The organism is Streptomyces sp. PTL18, assembly GCF_059510295.1.
The window spans coordinates 1-16656 of sequence record NZ_JCAJZO010000004.1; the positions used below are offsets into that span (position 1 = coordinate 1).

At 70.0% G+C, this 16656-nt stretch carries 13 protein-coding genes and 1 pseudogene; 2 read left to right on the forward strand and 12 right to left on the reverse strand.

The window, feature by feature from the left end; all coding sequences use genetic code 11:
- The 8 genes and pseudogenes from AC5WS8_RS09065 to AC5WS8_RS09100 form a co-directional block, all read right to left on the reverse strand.
- Positions 1 to 252 (reverse strand): annotated as a pseudogene (locus AC5WS8_RS09065) (hypothetical protein); the annotation flags it as partial.
- Positions 249 to 2225, reverse strand: a complete 1977-nt coding sequence (locus AC5WS8_RS09070) for a site-specific integrase (RefSeq protein WP_496102795.1) — start codon at positions 2223 to 2225, stop codon at positions 249 to 251. The pseudogene AC5WS8_RS09065 and the gene AC5WS8_RS09070, both read right to left, overlap by 4 nt.
- Positions 2226 to 2445: 220 nt before the next feature.
- Positions 2446 to 3522: a hypothetical protein gene (locus AC5WS8_RS09075; protein ID WP_496102796.1), complete on the reverse strand. Its 1077-nt coding sequence runs from the start codon at positions 3520 to 3522 to the stop codon at positions 2446 to 2448.
- Positions 3494 to 4168 (reverse strand): hypothetical protein, encoded by a 675-nt coding sequence (locus AC5WS8_RS09080; protein WP_496102797.1) that lies wholly within the window; start codon positions 4166 to 4168, stop codon positions 3494 to 3496. The genes AC5WS8_RS09075 and AC5WS8_RS09080 overlap by 29 nt, the downstream gene beginning before the upstream one ends.
- Positions 4168 to 5685, reverse strand: a complete 1518-nt coding sequence (locus AC5WS8_RS09085; RefSeq protein WP_496102798.1) for a site-specific integrase — start codon at positions 5683 to 5685, stop codon at positions 4168 to 4170. Before AC5WS8_RS09085 ends, AC5WS8_RS09080 begins: the two co-directional genes overlap by 1 nt.
- 45 nt (positions 5686 to 5730) lie before the next feature.
- Entirely contained in the window at positions 5731 to 6684 is a 954-nt protein-coding gene (locus AC5WS8_RS09090; protein ID WP_496102799.1) for a tyrosine-type recombinase/integrase, read from the reverse strand.
- 64 nt (positions 6685 to 6748) lie between these two features.
- Entirely contained in the window at positions 6749 to 7570 is an 822-nt protein-coding gene (locus tag AC5WS8_RS09095; RefSeq protein WP_496102800.1) for a hypothetical protein, read from the reverse strand.
- Positions 7571 to 7875: 305 nt separating this feature from the next.
- Positions 7876 to 8736, reverse strand: coding sequence for a GntR family transcriptional regulator (locus tag AC5WS8_RS09100; protein WP_496102801.1), 861 nt, complete (start codon positions 8734 to 8736; stop codon positions 7876 to 7878).
- A gap of 632 nt (positions 8737 to 9368) precedes the next feature.
- Between AC5WS8_RS09100 and AC5WS8_RS09105 the strand changes: the two genes are divergently transcribed.
- Positions 9369 to 10412, forward strand: coding sequence for a DUF2637 domain-containing protein (locus AC5WS8_RS09105; protein WP_496102802.1), 1044 nt, complete (start codon positions 9369 to 9371; stop codon positions 10410 to 10412).
- Between the two features lie 114 nt (positions 10413 to 10526).
- On the opposite strand, the gene AC5WS8_RS09110 is transcribed toward AC5WS8_RS09105, so the two are convergent.
- Positions 10527 to 11009 carry an ATP-binding protein gene (locus tag AC5WS8_RS09110; protein WP_496102803.1) on the reverse strand — a complete coding sequence of 161 codons (483 nt, stop codon included), beginning with the start codon at positions 11007 to 11009 and terminating at the stop codon, positions 10527 to 10529.
- A 275-nt stretch (positions 11010 to 11284) separates the two neighbouring features.
- On the opposite strand from AC5WS8_RS09110, the gene AC5WS8_RS09115 reads away from it, so the two are divergent.
- Complete coding sequence (locus tag AC5WS8_RS09115) at positions 11285 to 11878, forward strand: hypothetical protein (protein ID WP_496102804.1); 594 nt, start codon at positions 11285 to 11287, stop codon at positions 11876 to 11878.
- A gap of 100 nt (positions 11879 to 11978) precedes the next feature.
- Here the strand turns inward: AC5WS8_RS09115 and AC5WS8_RS09120 are convergent, their stop codons facing one another.
- The 3 genes from AC5WS8_RS09120 to rsgA all read right to left on the reverse strand — a co-directional run bounded on the left by AC5WS8_RS09120 (position 11979) and on the right by rsgA (position 16579).
- A complete protein-coding gene (locus tag AC5WS8_RS09120; RefSeq protein ID WP_496102805.1) occupies positions 11979 to 13721 on the reverse strand; it encodes a pyruvate dehydrogenase in 1743 nt (580 codons plus the stop codon).
- 54 nt (positions 13722 to 13775) lie between these two features.
- Positions 13776 to 15182 carry a protein phosphatase 2C domain-containing protein gene (locus AC5WS8_RS09125; protein WP_496102806.1) on the reverse strand — a complete coding sequence of 469 codons (1407 nt, stop codon included), beginning with the start codon at positions 15180 to 15182 and terminating at the stop codon, positions 13776 to 13778.
- A gap of 242 nt (positions 15183 to 15424) precedes the next feature.
- Positions 15425 to 16579 (reverse strand): ribosome small subunit-dependent GTPase A, encoded by a 1155-nt coding sequence (gene rsgA, locus AC5WS8_RS09130; protein ID WP_496102807.1) that lies wholly within the window; start codon positions 16577 to 16579, stop codon positions 15425 to 15427.
- Positions 16580 to 16656 lie beyond the last annotated feature (77 nt).

Genomic DNA, 16656 nt, shown 5'->3' on the forward strand with positions numbered 1-16656 from the left:
GGTGATCTGGGCTTCGCGGGGGTCGGGGATCTCTCCGGCCTGGTGCAGGGCCTGGAGGCGCCGCTCGAACTCGACGCGGAGGTGAGAGTAGGGGCGGTTGCCGTAGAACGCGGTGCGGTCGACCGCGGCCTCGCCGGCGAGGGTCTTGATGTCGCACTTTCCGCCGCGCGGGATCTCACCTCGAAGGAGCCGGTCCATGGTGGCCCTGATGCGGTTCTCGTTCTCGGTTCGCTGGGCTGCGGAGATTCTCATGCGGAGTCCTCGTTCATGGTGGTGCGGGCGGCGTCGATCTCGGCGACGACGCGGAGAGCTCGGTCGCAGTCGGCCTGGAGCCGGGCGCGTTCGGTCTTGCGCGTGGTGCCGAGCTGGCCGATGAACGTCTCGGTGCGGTCGGCGTGTTCGGCCCAGACGGGACGGTGGCAGGGATGGTGTGTGGCCTGCGGGCAGCGGGCGGAGTCACACATTCCGACCAGCGGTCGGTCGGCGGTGGGGGTGCCGGCGAGCTTCAGGCAGAGCGCCCGGGACGGGTCGGTGAACCAGCAGTAGTTCGCGGGACCGAGGTGGAGGACCTTGGCTCGTTTGGTCAGCAGGTTGAGCACGTCGTGGTCACTGCGCTGCGTCTTCGGCGCCGACGCTGCTGCCGGGTCGAGCTTCTCGTCGATGCTGGCGAAGAACTCGGTGAGGCTCCGAGCTCCCGGGCCGGCCGGCAGGATGCCTTGCTGGTAGTTGCGGAACTCGGCCAGGACCAGATCCAGGTTGCGGTCGCTCTCGTGCTTGTTCACCTCGGCCAGCAGTTCGGCCTGAGCTCCGCCGGGGCGCGAGGCATACCCTTCCGTTGTGGCGACAACGACATGCTTTAGGTGGATCTTGGATGCGAGCACGCCGCCGGGACGGTAGGCCAATTCCAGGGCCAAGGTCCTCCTCAGCATCCGGAGATTGACCGGTCCGTTGGGAATCGGGGCAAGCCCAAGTCGTTGTCCGGCTTCGGAGTTGACCCAGTTCCTGAACCACTTGTAGCGGACGCCGAAGGAGAAGCGGCCAAAGAGCAAGGACCCGTCGTGCGGGTTGTCGTGTAGTTGCTCGGCGAGTGAGATCGCGCGATAGACCGGTTCGATGACGACCCACTCATCGTCGGTGGCGCCCAACGGCTGGCCTTTGACTACCTTGCTGGCGACGCGGTAGCGGGTCAGACCGGGGACAGGCTCCTCGGGCGGGCGGCGGCAGCCGACCCTCAGTTCCATCAGCTCACTCGCCCTCATCCCGGAGACCGCGGCCAGAAAGATGATCACGGCTGTGCGGACGATCCCGACCAGCGCGACGGCCTGGAGCCGGTGCAGCGGCAGGGTCCAGGACAACGACGAGGTGCCGTCCGCTGCGGCGACCTCGGAAGCCTGACGGGCGAACATCTTCTCCACTCCCACCGAGGCGACCGCCGATTCCAACGGCCCGCGCAGAGCCGGGAACCATCTCGACCAGAACTGGCTGAACCCGGCCTGCCGGGCCAGGACTCCGGTGGCCACCGGCAGCAGGGGATCGTCCGCGGACCAGCCATCGGCCCGTCGGTCGTCGGCATAGTTCTCGGCAAGCATCGGCAGCGGTGTGCACGTTCGCGTGTACTCGGCCAGCAGCTTCACGATCTCATCAGCGAAGTCGGGACCGCCGTGTCGCAGCCCGGCCGTCTTGCAGGAAATGCTGCTGTCGTTCTCCCGTACTTCCCGGTCCAGTTTGATGGCGTGCGGGCCGAGCGTGGACACGACGTAAAGTGCGGCCGCGAGCATGGGCTGCAGCACGCTGTCCTCGACCGGCGAGGTCTTGTTCTCGGTGCGGCCGCTGGGCATCTCAGCGACAGCTGAGGCTGTGGCTTCGCCCCAGGGCCGCAGGTCCCCGGGGACGCGGTCGGCCGTGAACAGGTCGCGGTAGTTGACGAGGTCGACGACGACCTGTGCGGCGGCGCGTCGCGTTGCGGGGCTCTGTTCGCCGACAACCGTGCCGTCCTCATCGAGCACGTAGCGGCGATGGGCCATGTATGCCTCGCAGATCTGCGTACTGATCTGCTGCAGACTCCCGATGGCCTGCTTGTCCAGCCAGGCAAAGAGCCTGGTGAGCTCGTCCAGCCGGCCCGCGCAACTGCGCAGGTGCAGGGCCGTGCGATGAGCCCTGGGCAGTGGGGCGACGGCTGGATGACGCGGGGCGAACAGAGCCAGCACCAGTTCCTTGGCAACCAAGCGCCACCGGGTGTCGGTGATCGCGGTGAAGTGGAAACGGCGGGTGCAAAGGGCGAGTTGGACGGGCAGCCCGATGACGTCGGTGAAGTCCCAGGTGTCGTCCTCGAACAGCGGTCGCTGTGTGCCCTCGGAAGAAGGAATCCGGCCTCGCGGCAGACATCAGCGCCGGCGAAGATCGCGGACCGGCCGTCGAAGAAGGCAGCAGCGGCAAGGGCGGTGGTCACACGCTCATCTCCTCGGGCCGCAGGGGAAGTTCATCGTCCTGGTCGGCGATATGGGCGGATCCCGCGGCCAGCACGGTGGGGTCGAAGCGGTCCAGGACCTGATGGATGCGTGCGGCGTAAGGGCCGAAGACAGCCATGAACTGGGCGGCGGGCATCTGCTGCCACTGCCGGGAGAAGAACGCCTTCAGCCGCAGCAGGTTGACCGCGTGCCGAGGGGCGAACACTGCCAGCGGGCAGAGCAGACAGACCCAGGGCCGGGCCGGACAGGGTTTTCCCTTCGGCCCGTGCAGTCCGGACAGCTGGTCACCGCAGGCGGCCGTGAACACGTCGCGCTGGCCGCCGACCAGCTCGGCGATCGCCGCATCGTTCAGGTCCATGGCCGCCACCAGCTGCGGATAGCCCCCGGCCAGCGCAGCCGCGTCCTCCTCGGTAATCACCGTCGGCGGGTGGGCCCGCCGGAGCATGTCGTGCTGGGCGTCCTCGACGACCGTCTCGATGGCCTGCTGCTGGGCCGGAGTCGCGGCCGTCAGGTAGTGATCGCCTTCGACGGCCGGTGTGTGGTTCGGGTCGATGGTCGCCCGCGAGCTGCCTGTCCAGGTGCTCTTGTCCCGCATGGCTTCGTGGGTGGTGCGGATCCGCGACCGGTGGACCTTGAGGGGCTGGCCGTCGTTCCCGACGACTCCATGGCGAAGGACCCATCGCTGAACTGCGACCCGGTCGATCCTGCGGATGCGGCGTGACCCGCCGGCCCGGCTCACCCCCACCCACAGCTTGCGGCGTTCTTCCGGCGGCATAAAACTCCGCAGCAGTGCCGAGTGCGCGAGCCACTGTTCCAGCAGCCGGACCGCCCGGCGGGGCAGGTTCAGGCTCTCCGCCGCGGTGCGGCGCTTGATGTAGGAGAGAAGGACCGTCGAGTCACCGGCCCAGTCGATGTCCTCGGTGACCAGGTCGTCGGTGCCGTCGGGGACGATGCCGGAGTAGATGCCGAACAGCAGCCGGTAGGCGATCAGCGCGTCCAGGTGCGGGAAGACGGCCCGGGTCGCGTCATGGAAGCCGCCGCGGTTGTGGACCACTGCCGCCGAGACGTCCAGGTACTGGCCGAAACCGCTGATGCTTACGGGCCCGACCCGAGCCAGCAGCCAGCAGCCAGCGCAGATTGCCCGGCTTCCAGCCGCCTTCGAGGGGGTGCTGTCCGTCGGCGGCATCGGCGAGGGCTCGTCGGTGAGCGGCGTACGAATCGTCGACCAAGGTGCGGCAGACCGCGGTCAGCCGCTGCCATTCCTCCTCTGCGTAGGGCGGCAGCGTGTGGCGGTAGGGCTGGATGTTGAAGTGCCGTCCGGCAGCGAGTTCCAGTACTCCCTCTCCGAGGGTGCCGCCGCTTTGGGCATAGCCCTCCACCAGGCTGCGGGTCAGGGCCTCCAGCCTGGTCGGACTGGCCATCCAGAACTCGGCCAGCTGGCCCCGCCGTAGCTGAGCGGCGCCACCAGCGAAGCCCTGCGCGGCCAGAGTGCGGACCATGTTCCGCAGAGCCTGGATATAGAAGTTGACCGTGCCGTCCGAGTCCGCGGTGCCGTGCGGATGGATCAGGTCCACGAGGCCGGTGGCCAGGTCCCGGGCCAGACGCGGGTTGGGCAGCCCGTCCAGGTTGTAATCGGCACGGCGACCGTCACTGAACACGCAGGTCAGGCCGAGGGGTTCGTCGATGAGCATAGTCGGCATCAGAGGTCACCATCCTCGACCGCGTCGGCGAACTCGGCCGCAGCTTCCCGCTCGGCCGCCGAATCCTCGGTCAGCCCGGCATCGGCTCCGGCCCCCTCGTATGCCTCCCGGTAGATGCGCGTCGTGTCCAGGCGGCGAAGGTACTTTTCCGTGGTCAGGACGGTGGTATGTCCAAGAAGATCACGAAGTACCAGTAGCGGGTCCGCCTTGCTCAAGTAGAAGACCAGGGCGGCGTCGGCGTCGGTGTCCCGGACGAGCTTCGCGGCCTGCCGATAGTGCCCGGTGACCAGGAATTCCAAGGTCCTCATCGAGAAGGTGTGGCGGCATCGGTGGGGCCAGACGTGCGGGAAACGGGGCTCGAAGCGGGACCGGATCCGGTCCGAGGTTCGCTCGAAGACCGTGGCCCAGGCCGTGAACGGGCCGCCGCCGTTCTTCACTGCCAGCAGGCACGAACCGCCCTCCGGGGCGACCAGCCGGCGCCGCTCGGCCGGCGTCAGCGACGCCCAGGGGCGCCGGATCCCATTGATCAGCCCACCCCTCGAGTCTGGCTCGGTCACCATCAGTGACTCGCCCCATCGCCGTGGCGGCCGCCACGGCGAGCCTTCCGTCGTAGCGGCGCGGTCGAGGTCGAGATAGTTGTGCAGCCCGGCCAGGGCATCGTAAGAAGTCCACGTGGTGCGGAACTTCTTGCCCTTGGTGATCCCGGCCGGCACCGGGAACGGGATCGGCACCACGGTCGGCTCCGGCGGCAGGGCGGGGACCTCCCAGGGCAGCAGGTAGGTGAACTCCTGCAGCCGCAGCCCCGTGGCCAGCGCCAGGTCCCCGATGGCAGCGTTCCGGGTCATCTCCCGGCCGTGGAACCCGGTGTCCTGAGAGCCGTCCGGAGCCAGCCCACGCAAGCCCTTGCGGAACAACTCGGTGAAGTCCGGCTCCAGGTACTTGATCGTCACGTGCGGCTTCGGCGTGCGGCGCACCGCAAGGTTCACCTTGACCTCTCGGCCGGCCCCGGCGAACAGGGCCCGTGCGGAACGGTAGGTGAACGGCTCTGCCGTCGCGTACCCCTCGTTGATCGCCCACCGATAGAACAACGACAGGATGCTCATGTGCTGGCCCCACGTCGTCGCCGCGAACCGGGCCTTCAGCGGGCCCGCGGCCCGGTGCTCGGCGTACCGGCTGAGCCCGGCCTTCAACCGCTCCCGCGAGTCGAACAGACCCACCCCGTGCTCGGCCAGGAACTCCATCCACTCCTTGAGGGCTCGCGCGTAGTTCTCCCACGAGCTCGGCGCCGGCGCCCCGCTGGCCGGGAGCTCACGTAACCACCGGTTCACTACCGCCGTCGGACGCGGCGCTGCAGGACCGTCCTCGAAGCACAGGTCCTCGTCGACGAGCACGGGCATCCCCTCGGGGATCAACGGCCGATGCTCGACGTCCCAGGGCTCCCAGCCCCGGGACGAGAAGAAACTCAAGATCATGGGCGCTGACAGTAGAAACACCACACGGCTCAGCGCAAAGCCCAAACACCCAAGCCACCAGCCCAGTTGGAGCCAATCGCCACACGGAAACTAAGCAGAGACAACGTGGCGAGCGGAGTGGACGGTCAGCTCCTTCGGGAGTTTCAGGGCGTCGCGGTAGGCGACGAACCGGGCGTTGATCTCCGCCGGCTTGATGCGGCCGCCCCGCTCGGTCACCCACAACGCGGGGTGGTCCTCGCAGCCGAACCGGGGACGGACGTTCTCCATATAGTCGGCGACCGCCTCCACCGCCCAGTCCATCACCGACAGCACGTTCCGGCGCCGAGGCGGCTGGCCCTTCTTCGCCTTGCCGTAGCGGACGTTGAGCGTGCCGTACCGGCCGAACTGCGGAGCCTTCGCATTCCGCCCGAAGTCCACCACATCCAGCTTCGACGTCTCGGTGCGGCGCAGCCCCCACCCGTAGATGACCTTGAAGAGGGTGGCGTCGCGGTAAGCGGCGAGGGCTCCCTTGCGCTTGGCCCGGACCGCCCGTTCGACCTGATCGTCGGCGTAGTCGAGGAAGCGCTGGATCTCCTCGCGGGTGAACGGCCTCGCCTCGGGGCGGCCCTCGTAGTCGTTGAGGTGGGCGATGGTGTTCCACTCGTGGCAGATGGCCACCGGGTGAGTGCCGAAGGCGTCCTCGCAGGCCACCGCCCAGCCGTAACGGCCGTCGATCAGAAACTCGCTGAACAGGCGCAGGCTGCCCTGGTAGCTGCGGATCGTGGACGGCGCGAGGTGCTTCTCGCTGGTCAGCCATAGCGACCACTCATCCACGTGGCCCGGCGTCCAGGCCCACGGGTATTCGTTGGTGTGCTCCACAAACCGGCGTACGAGTCGTTCCCGGGCGGTGACCGTGTCCTCACGGAGCCCGCGGGCGGCCTGCTGAGCCCGCCAGCCCCGCAGCATCGCCTCGACCATTGCGTCCTGCGGACGCAGCTGGACCACCCCGGAGACCAGCTCCAGATGAGCCGCCCCCGCCAGATCGGCACGTCGTTGAAGACCCACTTCCGCCCTCCCTTCCGGAGGGCAAATCCTGCATCAGATGGGATCTGATCACCAAACTCCCAGCTCAGGCCGCCAAGTTGTAGGAGGATGGAGCCATCGCCGGACGCTGTCCTGACCTCGCGACCTGCCGTTTCTCGCCCGTCTGATGCAATTCCCGAGGGTTCAGGTAGATATCCATCGTGGTGGTCACGTCGGCGTGCCCCATCAGCGTCTCGACCAGATACCAGGTGTCGCCGAACTGGGCGCGGAAGTCGCGTACCTCCTCGGCGTTCAGGTGCGCGACCTGCCGCTCGTGGAGCAGTCGGCCGACCGAGTACCAGCGCAGCGCGAACGAGTGCCGCATCATGTGCGCGTTCGCCTCGAACGAGGTGAGCCCGGCGCGGGCGACCCGCTCGTTGCCGGTGTCGAAGGTGTGCTGCCAGCCGTGCGCCTCGCGTGGCATGCCGTCCTCGTTCAGCCAGACCGCCAGCGGTTCCAGTCCGGCGGCGGTCCGGCGGAACAGCCTCTTTCGGGCGCCGGGGTCCAGCGAGTCCAGCGACGCGGCCATCCGTCGGCCGTTGGTGTCGCGCATCTCCAGCCGCCGGTTGCGGGTCCTGCATTCGGCCAACAGCAACTGCGGCAGCCGCTCGTAGTGGCCGGCGCGCTGAGCGAGGCGGACCGCTGCGGCGCGTTCGCCCTCCTCGTAGGCCAGGACGTCGACCAGCACGCTGCGTGGCATCCAGAACCGGCGCCCACGTCCGCCCTTGGCGCAGGCCTCCGCCAGCCGGCAGGTGTAGTAGGTGCGGGTCTCGTCGTCCGCGGGCAGCTCCAGGCGCAGGACGCCGGCCCACTCACTCAACCGCAGCCCGGTGCCGTAGAGCCCGTCGGGCTGTTGCGCCCGCGCCACCCGTCGATCTCCCGACCGCGCAAGTCCAGTCCGCGCAGCCCGACGTCGACCCGGCGAGCGTAGCCAGCCGGGTCCAGCCACTTCACGTCCTTGCCGCGTACGAGGTGCGGGCCGGCCTCGAACGACTCCGTCACCGTGCCCGGGTCAGGGTCTGGAACCTGCTGTCGGACCACTGGATCGCTCACTCCGAACCGGGACCCGGCCCTGAACATACAGCCACTCACAGTCACTGAAATCCCAGCAACAGTTACTTGTGGCTGGAGACCGCCCGCACGCCCCGCCGGGAGGGCAGTGACAAGGCCCTGTCAGGAGGCTCCCGCGAAGTGTTCCCGAACGAGTGACCGCACCACCGTCAGGTCCTGGGCGGCCAGTGCGTCGAGCAGGGCCGTGTGCTCGGCGGCGTCGGCGAGCAGGTCGGCGCGGCCGCGGGAGGCGGGGGCCTCGACCAGGGGCCACTGGGCGCGGCGGTGCAGGTCGTCGGCGATCCGCAGGAGCTGCTCGTTGCCGGCGAGGGAGAGGACCGCGCGGTGGAAGGCGCGGTCCGACTCGGCGTACGTCGCCCGGCACCCCAAGGACGCGGCGCGGACGGTGGCCTCGGCCAGCGGGCGCAGCTCCGCCCAGCGTTCGACGGGAACCGTGCGGGCGAGCCGCAGCATCACCGGGACCTCGATCAGGCCGCGGATCTCGGCGAGTTCCGCCAGTTCCCGGGCGCCGCGCACGACGACCCGGAAGCCCCGGTTGGGCACGACCTCGACGGCGCCCTCCACGGCCAGCTGCTGCATCGCCTCGCGGACGGGGGTGGCGGACACCCCGAACCGCTCGGCGAGCCCCGGCGCCGAGTAGACCTCGCCGGGCGTCAGCTCGCCCGCGACCAGCGCGGTGCGCAGGGCGTCGAGGATCTGCCCGCGCACGGAGGCCCGCTGGACGACGGGCCGCCCGTCCGGTGTGCGCAACCCGGCGGGGCCCGCGTCGTGTCGCACGCAGGGGTGCGGGATCGGTGGCTCGCTGTGGGTGTGCTCGCCGCGGGTGGCCCCCGTGGCGGCGGCCCGCTCGCGGACCTCGTCCCCGGACCGCAGTTGGTGCGGCACCCGTGCGGCCGGTGTCCGGGATGCCGCGGCCCTGGTCTCGGTAGAGCCCTCCGGACGGCGGGAACGGGCCTGCTCCACGGGCTCCTCCTCCGGTCCCTGCGACGTCCTGCACGGTGCGATGCGCTTCACGACGGTTGTTTACCGCTCGTAAAGCACCATAGGCACCTTACGCTCCGGTTCAACCACAGACCACCTCCAGTAAGGAGAGCCTTACCTGCCAAGCAGTGCGGAACGACGGCCCGCACCCCGTGGCGGTCTCGCTCCCTTCCCTGGCGGGGGACGCCTGCGCCCGGCTCGGCGAGGCGCCTCCCGGGCAGGTCGGTCACCGAACTCGGCGGCCGCTCGCGGCCGGACGAACCGCCGAACCGCCAAACCGACCGCCCTGGCGGCCGGTTGAGTGAAATCCAGGGACCCGGGCGACGGACCACCGTGCGCGTGCCGTAGGATCCAGCCCCGGACCGGACCCCGCGCGACCCACACGCGTTTCACAAGTTCCTCACCTGTCGCAGGAACTTTCCGTGGAACCACCCGTACGGGTAGTCTTGTTCGAACTCAACTCCCGCCCCTCAAGCGGCAGTTCGAGCAGAACGCCGTCCAAAGCATTCCCTTGCACATCCTTGGCGGCCTCTTGCCCCGAAACCCCCTGAGGGCCGGTGGGATTGGGCCACTATGGCGGGCGTTACGCCCTATCCCAATGCAAGGGACCCCAGATGAGACTGACCGACATATCGCTGAACTGGCTGCTTCCGGGCGCCGTACTGCTCCTGGGCATGCTGGTGGCGGTGGCGGTGCTCGCGCGCGGCAAGCGCTCCTCCGGGGAGAGCGCGAGCGCGGACGACTCGTGGGAGCGTGCCGAGGAGCGCCGCAGGCGCAAGGAGACCGTCTACGCCACCGCCTCCTACGTACTCCTCTTCTGCTGTGCCGCCGTCGCCGCGGCGCTCTCCTTCCACGGCCTGGTCGGCTTCGGCCGGCAGAACCTCGGCCTGACCGGCGGCTGGGAGTACCTGGTCCCGTTCGGCCTGGACGGTGCGGCCATGTTCTGCTCCGTGCTCGCCGTCCGCGAGGCCAGTCACGGCGACGCGGCGCTCGGCTCCCGCATCCTGGTGTGGACCTTCGCGGCGGCGTCCGCCTGGTTCAACTGGGTGCACGCGCCCAGGGGCATCGACCACGCGGGCGCCCCCCAGTTCTTCGCCGGCATGTCGCTGTCCGCCGCCGTGCTGTTCGACCGCGCGCTGAAGCAGACCCGCCGCGCCGCACTGCGCGAGCAGGGCCTGGTGCCGCGTCCGCTGCCGCAGATCCGTATCGTCCGCTGGCTGCGTGCGCCCCGTGAGACGTACAAGGCCTGGTCGCTGATGCTCCTCGAGGGTGTGCGCAGCCTGGACGAGGCCGTCGAGGAGGTCCGCGAGGACCGACGCCAGAAGGAGCTGAACAAGGCCCGTCGTCGCGAGCAGCAGCGGGCCGAGCGGGTGCAGTTGAAGGCGCTCAGCCGCGGTCACCGCGCCCTCACCGGCGGCAACGGCGGACGCCAGGTCGAGGTGCAGACCGTCGAGCGGGCCCCCGCACCGGTCTCCTCGGAGCCTGCCATACCCGCGGGCGAACTGCCCTCGCGCACCCGCCCCTCGCTCCAGCCCGTCCGGAACTCCGCCGCTGACCCGATCACGGTCGACCTCACCGCCGAGGACGACACCATGGCGCTGCCGCGGCTCGACTCCCTGGAGCGCAAGCTCAAGGACCTTGAACAGCAGTTCGGCTGAGACCGGACACCATCCCGGGAAGGGGGCGCGGCACGATGCCGCGCCCCCTTCCCGTTGGTGACGCCTTCCCTCCCGTTGGTGACGCCTTCTTCGTCCCAGCCCTGCGGCGCCGCCTCACGCGGCCTCGGCACCGAGGTCGAACCACACCGCTTTTCCCACACCGTGCCCCCGCACGCCCCATGCGTCCGCCAGCGACTGGACGAGGATCAGTCCTCTGCCGTGCGTGCCGTCGTCGGTGCTCGGTGCGCACGGCCTCGGTCTGCGTCCCGCGAAGTCCCTTACCTCCACGTGGAGTCCGCGCGAGGAGACGGTGGCGGTGAGGACCGCGTCGCGGTCGGTGTGGATGAGCGCGTTGGTGACGAGCTCACTTGTGAGCAGTTCGGCTATCTCGGAGCGTCCCGGCCTTCCCCAGTGCCGCAGCAACTCCCTGAGCGCCCTGCGCGCCTCGGGCACCGCCCGTAGGTCCGACCGCCCCAGCCGGCGCCTGAGCTGGGGGGCCGCCGAGTGGTCCGTCGGCGTGTCGGTCGCTTCCTCCGTCGTCTTCGCCGAGGAGGCCCCGATGACCGCGGGACCGCCCCCTCGTGCTCGCCTCTTCATGACCCCCGCCCCGTAGCCGGCTGCCGGTTCCCCTCCGCTCGAACACCTCCATGGACATGCATGCCCCGGCGACGGACCGGCAGTCATGGTGACGGCGTTTCTCCTCGACTTCCGGACCCAGGGACGTTCCTCGGTGACGCCACATCAGCCTTCGTTACTCCAAAAGGATTGTTATTCATATTGTCGGTATGTCGGATATGACAGAGATCGTCAGGGTCTGTACGTTCAATCACGCATCGGCTTTCAGCCGACGTCTCTCAGACAGGAGAAGCAACATGGCAACGCGTTCCACCGTTGTAACCGCCGCGATCGCGGCTGCCGCGGCCCTGGCGGCCACCGGCATCACCTACGCAAACGCGGCTTCCGAGCCGGCCCAGGCGGCTCCCGTCGCTCCGGTCGCCGCGGCCCCCGCCCCCGCTGCCGCCCCCGCCCTCCCGCAGGGCGGCAACGGCGACAACAGCAAGGGCAACGAGGGCCGTGAGGACCACGGGGACCACGGGGACCACGACGAGGACTACGGTCGCGGCTACCGCCACGAGTTCCTCGGCAAGGTCCGCATCAACGAGCGTGAGTACCCGGCCATCCCGGACGGTTGCGTCACGATCGTCAGCGGCCTCGGCTCCAGGAGCCTCAACATCCGCAACGACAGCAGGAAGACCGTCGAGGTCTTCTCCGGGGCCACCTGCGACAACGGCGCTCCCATCGCCATCGTCGGTCCCTGGAGCCAGAGCGACGGGGTGCACCCCCGTCACGTCTGGGGCGGTGTGAAGGTCAAGCACGGCGTCGTGGGCAGCTTCCGGGTGATCCGTCACCACCACGAAGACTTCGACCACGGCTTCGACCACGGGCGCGAGCACGAGGACAAGTGACCGAGCCGTCCGAGTCCGACACAACAAAACGAGAACCCCGGCCCGCCGGAATCGGGCCGGGGTTCCGGTCTTGGAGCCTCGCACAGCGAGGCGCGCGGCGTCACGGCCGGGGCACGTTGCGCAGATTGGAGCGTGCCATCTGCACCATGCGGCCGACACCGCCCTCGAGCACGATCTTCGAAGCGGAGAGGGCGAAGCCCGTCACCATCTCCGCGCTGATCCTCGGAGGAATGGACAGGGCATGCGGATCGGTGACCACGTCGACCAGCGCCGGACCGTCGTACCGGAAGGCGTCCTTCAGGGCGCCCGCGAGCTGCTTCGGCTTCTCCACCCGTATGCCGTACGCACCGCACGCACGCGCCACGGCCGCGAAGTCCGGGTTCTTGGTGGCGGTGCCGTACGAGGGCAGCCCGGCGACCATCATCTCCAGCTCCACCATGCTGAGCGAGGAGTTGTCGAACAGGACCACCTTCACCGGAAGGTCGTACTGCACCAGGGTGAGGAAGTCACCCATCAGCATGGAGAACCCGCCGTCACCGGACATCGACACCACCTGCCGCCGCCGGTCGGTGAACTGGGCGCCGATCGCCATGGGCAGCGCGTTGGCCATCGAGCCGTGGGAGAAGGAACCGATGATGCGGCGGCGGCCGTTGGGCGAGACGTAGCGGGCGCCCCACACGTTGCACATGCCCGTGTCGATCGTGAACACCGCGTCGTCCGCGGCCACTTCGTCAAGGACGGAGGCCACGTACTCGGGGTGGATCGGAACGTGCTTGTCGACCCTCCGCGTGTACGCCTTGACGACGCCCTCCAGCGCGTCGGCGTGCTTCTTGAGCATCCTGTCGAGGAAGCGCCGGTTCTCCTTGCTCCGCACCCGCGGGATGAGACAGCGCAGGGTCTCCCTCACATCGCCCCACACCGCCAGGTCCAGTTTGGAGCGGCGACCCAGGTTCTCCGGACGGACGTCGATCTGGACGATCCTCACGTCCTTCGGCAGGAAGGCGTTGTACGGGAAGTCGGTGCCGAGCAGGATCAGCAGGTCGCACTCGTGAGTGGCCTCGTAGGCGGCGCCGTAGCCGAGCAGACCGCTCATGCCGACGTCGTACGGGTTGTCGTACTGGATCCACTCCTTGCCGCGCAGGGCGTGCCCCACCGGGGACTTGATCTTTCCGGCGAACTCCATCACCTCGGCGTGCGCACCTCGTGTGCCGCTGCCGCAGAAGAGGGTGACCTTCTCCGCCTCGTCGATCATCTCCACGAGGCGGTCGATCTCGGCGTCACCCGGGCGGACGTTGGGGCGGGAGGTGACGAGGGCGGTCTCGGCGGGCCGGTCGGGGGCGGGCTCGGCGGCGATGTCGCCGGGGAGCGAGACGACGCTCACGCCGCTGCGGCCGATCGCGTGCTGGATGGCCGTCTGCAGCAACCGCGGCATCTGCCGGGGGTTGGATATCAGCTCGCTGTAGTGGGAGCACTCGCGGAACAGCTGGTCGGGATGGGTCTCCTGGAAGTACCCGAGGCCGATCTCGCTGGAGGGTATGTGCGAGGCGAGGGCGAGCACCGGGGCCATCGAGCGGTGGGCGTCGTACAGGCCGTTGATGAGGTGGAGGTTGCCGGGCCCGCAGGAGCCGGCACAGGCGGTCAGCCGGCCGGATATCTGGGCCTCTGCGCCGGCCGCGAACGCGGCGGTCTCCTCGTGCCGTACGTGCACCCAGTCGATCGCGGAGTTGCGGCGTACGGCGTCCACGATCGGGTTGAGGCTGTCGCCGACGACCCCGTACAGGCGCTCGACCCCCGCCCGGACGAGGATGTCGACGAACTGGTCGGCGACGTTCTGCTTGGCCATGGATCCACGCACCCCTTCGCTGTCCCTGGATCCATGTATCCACACGGGACGCGATCACGCCTCCCAGACGGCGGCCGCCGTACGGTCATCGGCGTAGCCCTTCACCCTCACCAGAGCGTCGGCGAGGAAGGCGGCGAGACCCGGCACCTCGCCCGTGGACCAGCGGGCCGTCAGGTGCTCGGCGAGTTCCGGCTCGTCGCGCAAGGGGTCGGCGAGACCAGTGCTGCACAGCAGGAGGGTGTCCCCCGGCCGGGCGACGGAGGCACGGAACAGAAAGGGTGAACGGGGCGGCTCGACGACCGGTTCGTACGGGTTCGGGGGTGTGGTGATGCCGAGGTCCATGGTGAGCCGGTCGCCCTCGGGCGTCTCGGAGGGCGGGGAGCCGAAACCGACCACCGGCTCACCGGTGGTGTCGGCGGCGTACGGCTCGATGTCCTGCCACTCGCCGTCCCGCAGCCGGAACAGGCCGCCGGCGCCGACGCCGAAGAAGACGCGGATACGGCAGGCGGGGTCGGCGGGCAGCAGCAGGCAGCGCAGGCTCGCGGCGTACTCCTCCGGGTCGGCGCCGTGGGCTGCCGCGCCGGCGCGGAGCTTGCCGAGGCTTCGGTCGGTGAGCCGTTGCAGTCCGGACTTCAGGTCGCCGCGCCGGGCGGAGCGGATGTCCTCGCCGAGGCGGAGCTGGCTGCGGCCGACGGCACGGGCGATCCAGTGACACGCCTCGGCCGCGGCACGATGGGCGCCGGGTGCGCCGCGCCGACCGGTGGCCATGGCGACGAGCACGAGGGCCTGGTCCCCCGCGCCGAAACGGGCGGTGAGCAGGCAGTCCCGCCGCGGCTCGCCCCGGTAGCGGGCCGAGTCCCCGCGCGCGGAGACCGCCCGCAGCGTGCAGGACCCGTAGCGGGCTCCGTCCAGCGCGGTGTCGGGGACCAGGTCGGCGAGTCGGTCGGGATCGGCCGGCGGGAGGGCGGTGGGCTCCGGGTCGTAGGTGGGCGGGCCGGAGCCGATGTAGTCGACCGGGAGCGGGGGGCGCGGGACGGGCGGCGCGGGCGGGGCCTCCGACGGCGCGTCGGGGGGTGCCGGCTTCGGCGCGCTGTCGGCGGACGCGGGCGGCGGGGGGACGACCGGTGGCTTCGGGACGGACGGGAAGGTCACCGGGCTCGGAGGGAGGGCGGACGGGGACTCCCAGGGAGCGCGGTCAGGGGGCGGGGCGCTGGGGCGGGGGGTGTCCGGCGAAGTGACCTTGCCCTCCGGTCGGTTGTCCTTGCCCTCCGGTGGAGTGCCGTGTCCCCGAGGTCCGCTGCCCCGCGCCGCGTCCTGCCCCACCGTCCCCGCGGCGGAGGCGAAGCGGTCGTCGAGGGTGTCGGACGCGGGGGCCGGTCCCGTGTCCCCGGTGGAGTCGTCGTACAACTGCCCCCACCAGTCGTCCTGGTGGCCGGTGGGCCTGTCCCCCTGCTGGCTCATGCCCCCAATTGTCCACCGCCGGGGGCCGTTGCAAACGGGCCATCAGGAAAATTCCGGCCCGGCGACCGGTCCGTGCGCGGTGTGTCGGACGATGCGTCGAACAGTGATACGGAGCCGGCCGGGAGAGAAGGGCGCGAACGGCTGCCCGCTCGCCCCTGGCGGCCTGACGGCGAGTACTCTCGCGAGGCGTCCTGCGGCCCCCCGGCCCGCGAGGGCCCTGGGGGACGCACGATCATCCCCGGCTAGGACGGCCGCCGGCCCCGCTTGGCCTCCATCGCCGCCCTCCCCTGCGCTCCCTTGCGCCTCCAGTCCCGGCGCAGCTCCGCCCGTACGCGCGCGTCCGTCTTCGCCACGATCCACCGGTTCTCCCGCAGGAGCTTCCGGTAGCTCTCCAGGCGGCGCTGAGACAGTTCCCCCGCCTCGACCGCCGCCAGCACCGCGCAGCCGGGCTCCGCCGCGTGCGCGCAGTCCTGGAAGCGGCACCGCTCCGCCAGTTCCTCGATCTCGGAGAAGACCTGCCCGACCCCGCTCTCGGCGTCCCAGAGACCGACCCCGCGCAGCCCCGGCGTGTCGATCAGCACTCCCCCGCCCGGCAGCGCGAGGAGGTTGCGCGTGGTCGTCGTGTGGCGGCCCTTCTCGTCCACCTCCCGCGTGGTCTGTACGTGCATGACGTCCTCGCCGAGGAGTGCGTTGGCCAGGGTGGACTTGCCCGCGCCGGACTGCCCCAGCAGCACGGACGTTCCGCCGGTCAGGAGGGCGGCCAGCACGTCGAGCCCTTCGCCCCGCCGTGCGCTGACCGGCAGCACCGGCACCCCGGGCGCGGTGGTCTCCACATCGCGGACCAGGTAGGAGAGCGTCGTCGCGTCCGGCACCACGTCGGCCTTGCTGAGCACCACGACCGGCTGCGCCCCGCTCTCCCAGGACACTGCCGACTTGTGCAGCAGGGCCTCACCACTCGAACAGGACATCGCAAGCGCGAGGAACCGCTCGATCCGCTCGAGGTCGAGTTCGACCGCGAGCGACACACAGATGACGACGTGATCGATGTTGGTGGCCAGCACCTGGCCGTCGGACCGCTTGGACGACGTCGAGCGCACGAAGGCGGTACGGCGTGGCAGCAGCGTCCGCACGTAGCGCGGGTCACTGCCTTCGGGGTCGACGGCGACCCAGTCCCCCGTGCACACGACCTTCATCGGGTCACGGGGGACGACGAACTCGGTGTCGGCGCGAACGGTGCCGACCGGTGTGACGACGTCGCACTGACCGCGGTCGACACGTACGACACGGCCGGGCAGGAGTCCCTGCCGGGCACAGGGGGCGAATTCGGCTTCCCAGCCCTCGTCCCAGCCGTAGACGGCGAGAGGGTGCGACGAAACCGAAGCAGAAGAGAAAGACAAGGGGTGACCCTTCACAAGGTGGCCCCGGCACCGCGCCCACTGGCACGGGAGAAAAGTGAGGTCAGCCGGAGACCACG

What these genes read in the sequence shown, in the direction of transcription:
- AC5WS8_RS09080 (WP_496102797.1), bottom strand. Translation starts at nt 4,168, where the DNA reads ATGCCGACTATGCTCATCGACGAACCCCTCGGCCTGACCTGCGTGTTC.
- AC5WS8_RS09105 (WP_496102802.1), top strand. Translation starts at nt 9,369, where the DNA reads ATGAGACTGACCGACATATCGCTGAACTGGCTGCTTCCGGGCGCCGTA.
- AC5WS8_RS09110 (WP_496102803.1), bottom strand. Translation starts at nt 11,009, where the DNA reads ATGAAGAGGCGAGCACGAGGGGGCGGTCCCGCGGTCATCGGGGCCTCC.
- AC5WS8_RS09115 (WP_496102804.1), top strand. Translation starts at nt 11,285, where the DNA reads ATGGCAACGCGTTCCACCGTTGTAACCGCCGCGATCGCGGCTGCCGCG.
- AC5WS8_RS09120 (WP_496102805.1), bottom strand. Translation starts at nt 13,721, where the DNA reads ATGGCCAAGCAGAACGTCGCCGACCAGTTCGTCGACATCCTCGTCCGG.
- AC5WS8_RS09125 (WP_496102806.1), bottom strand. Translation starts at nt 15,182, where the DNA reads ATGAGCCAGCAGGGGGACAGGCCCACCGGCCACCAGGACGACTGGTGG.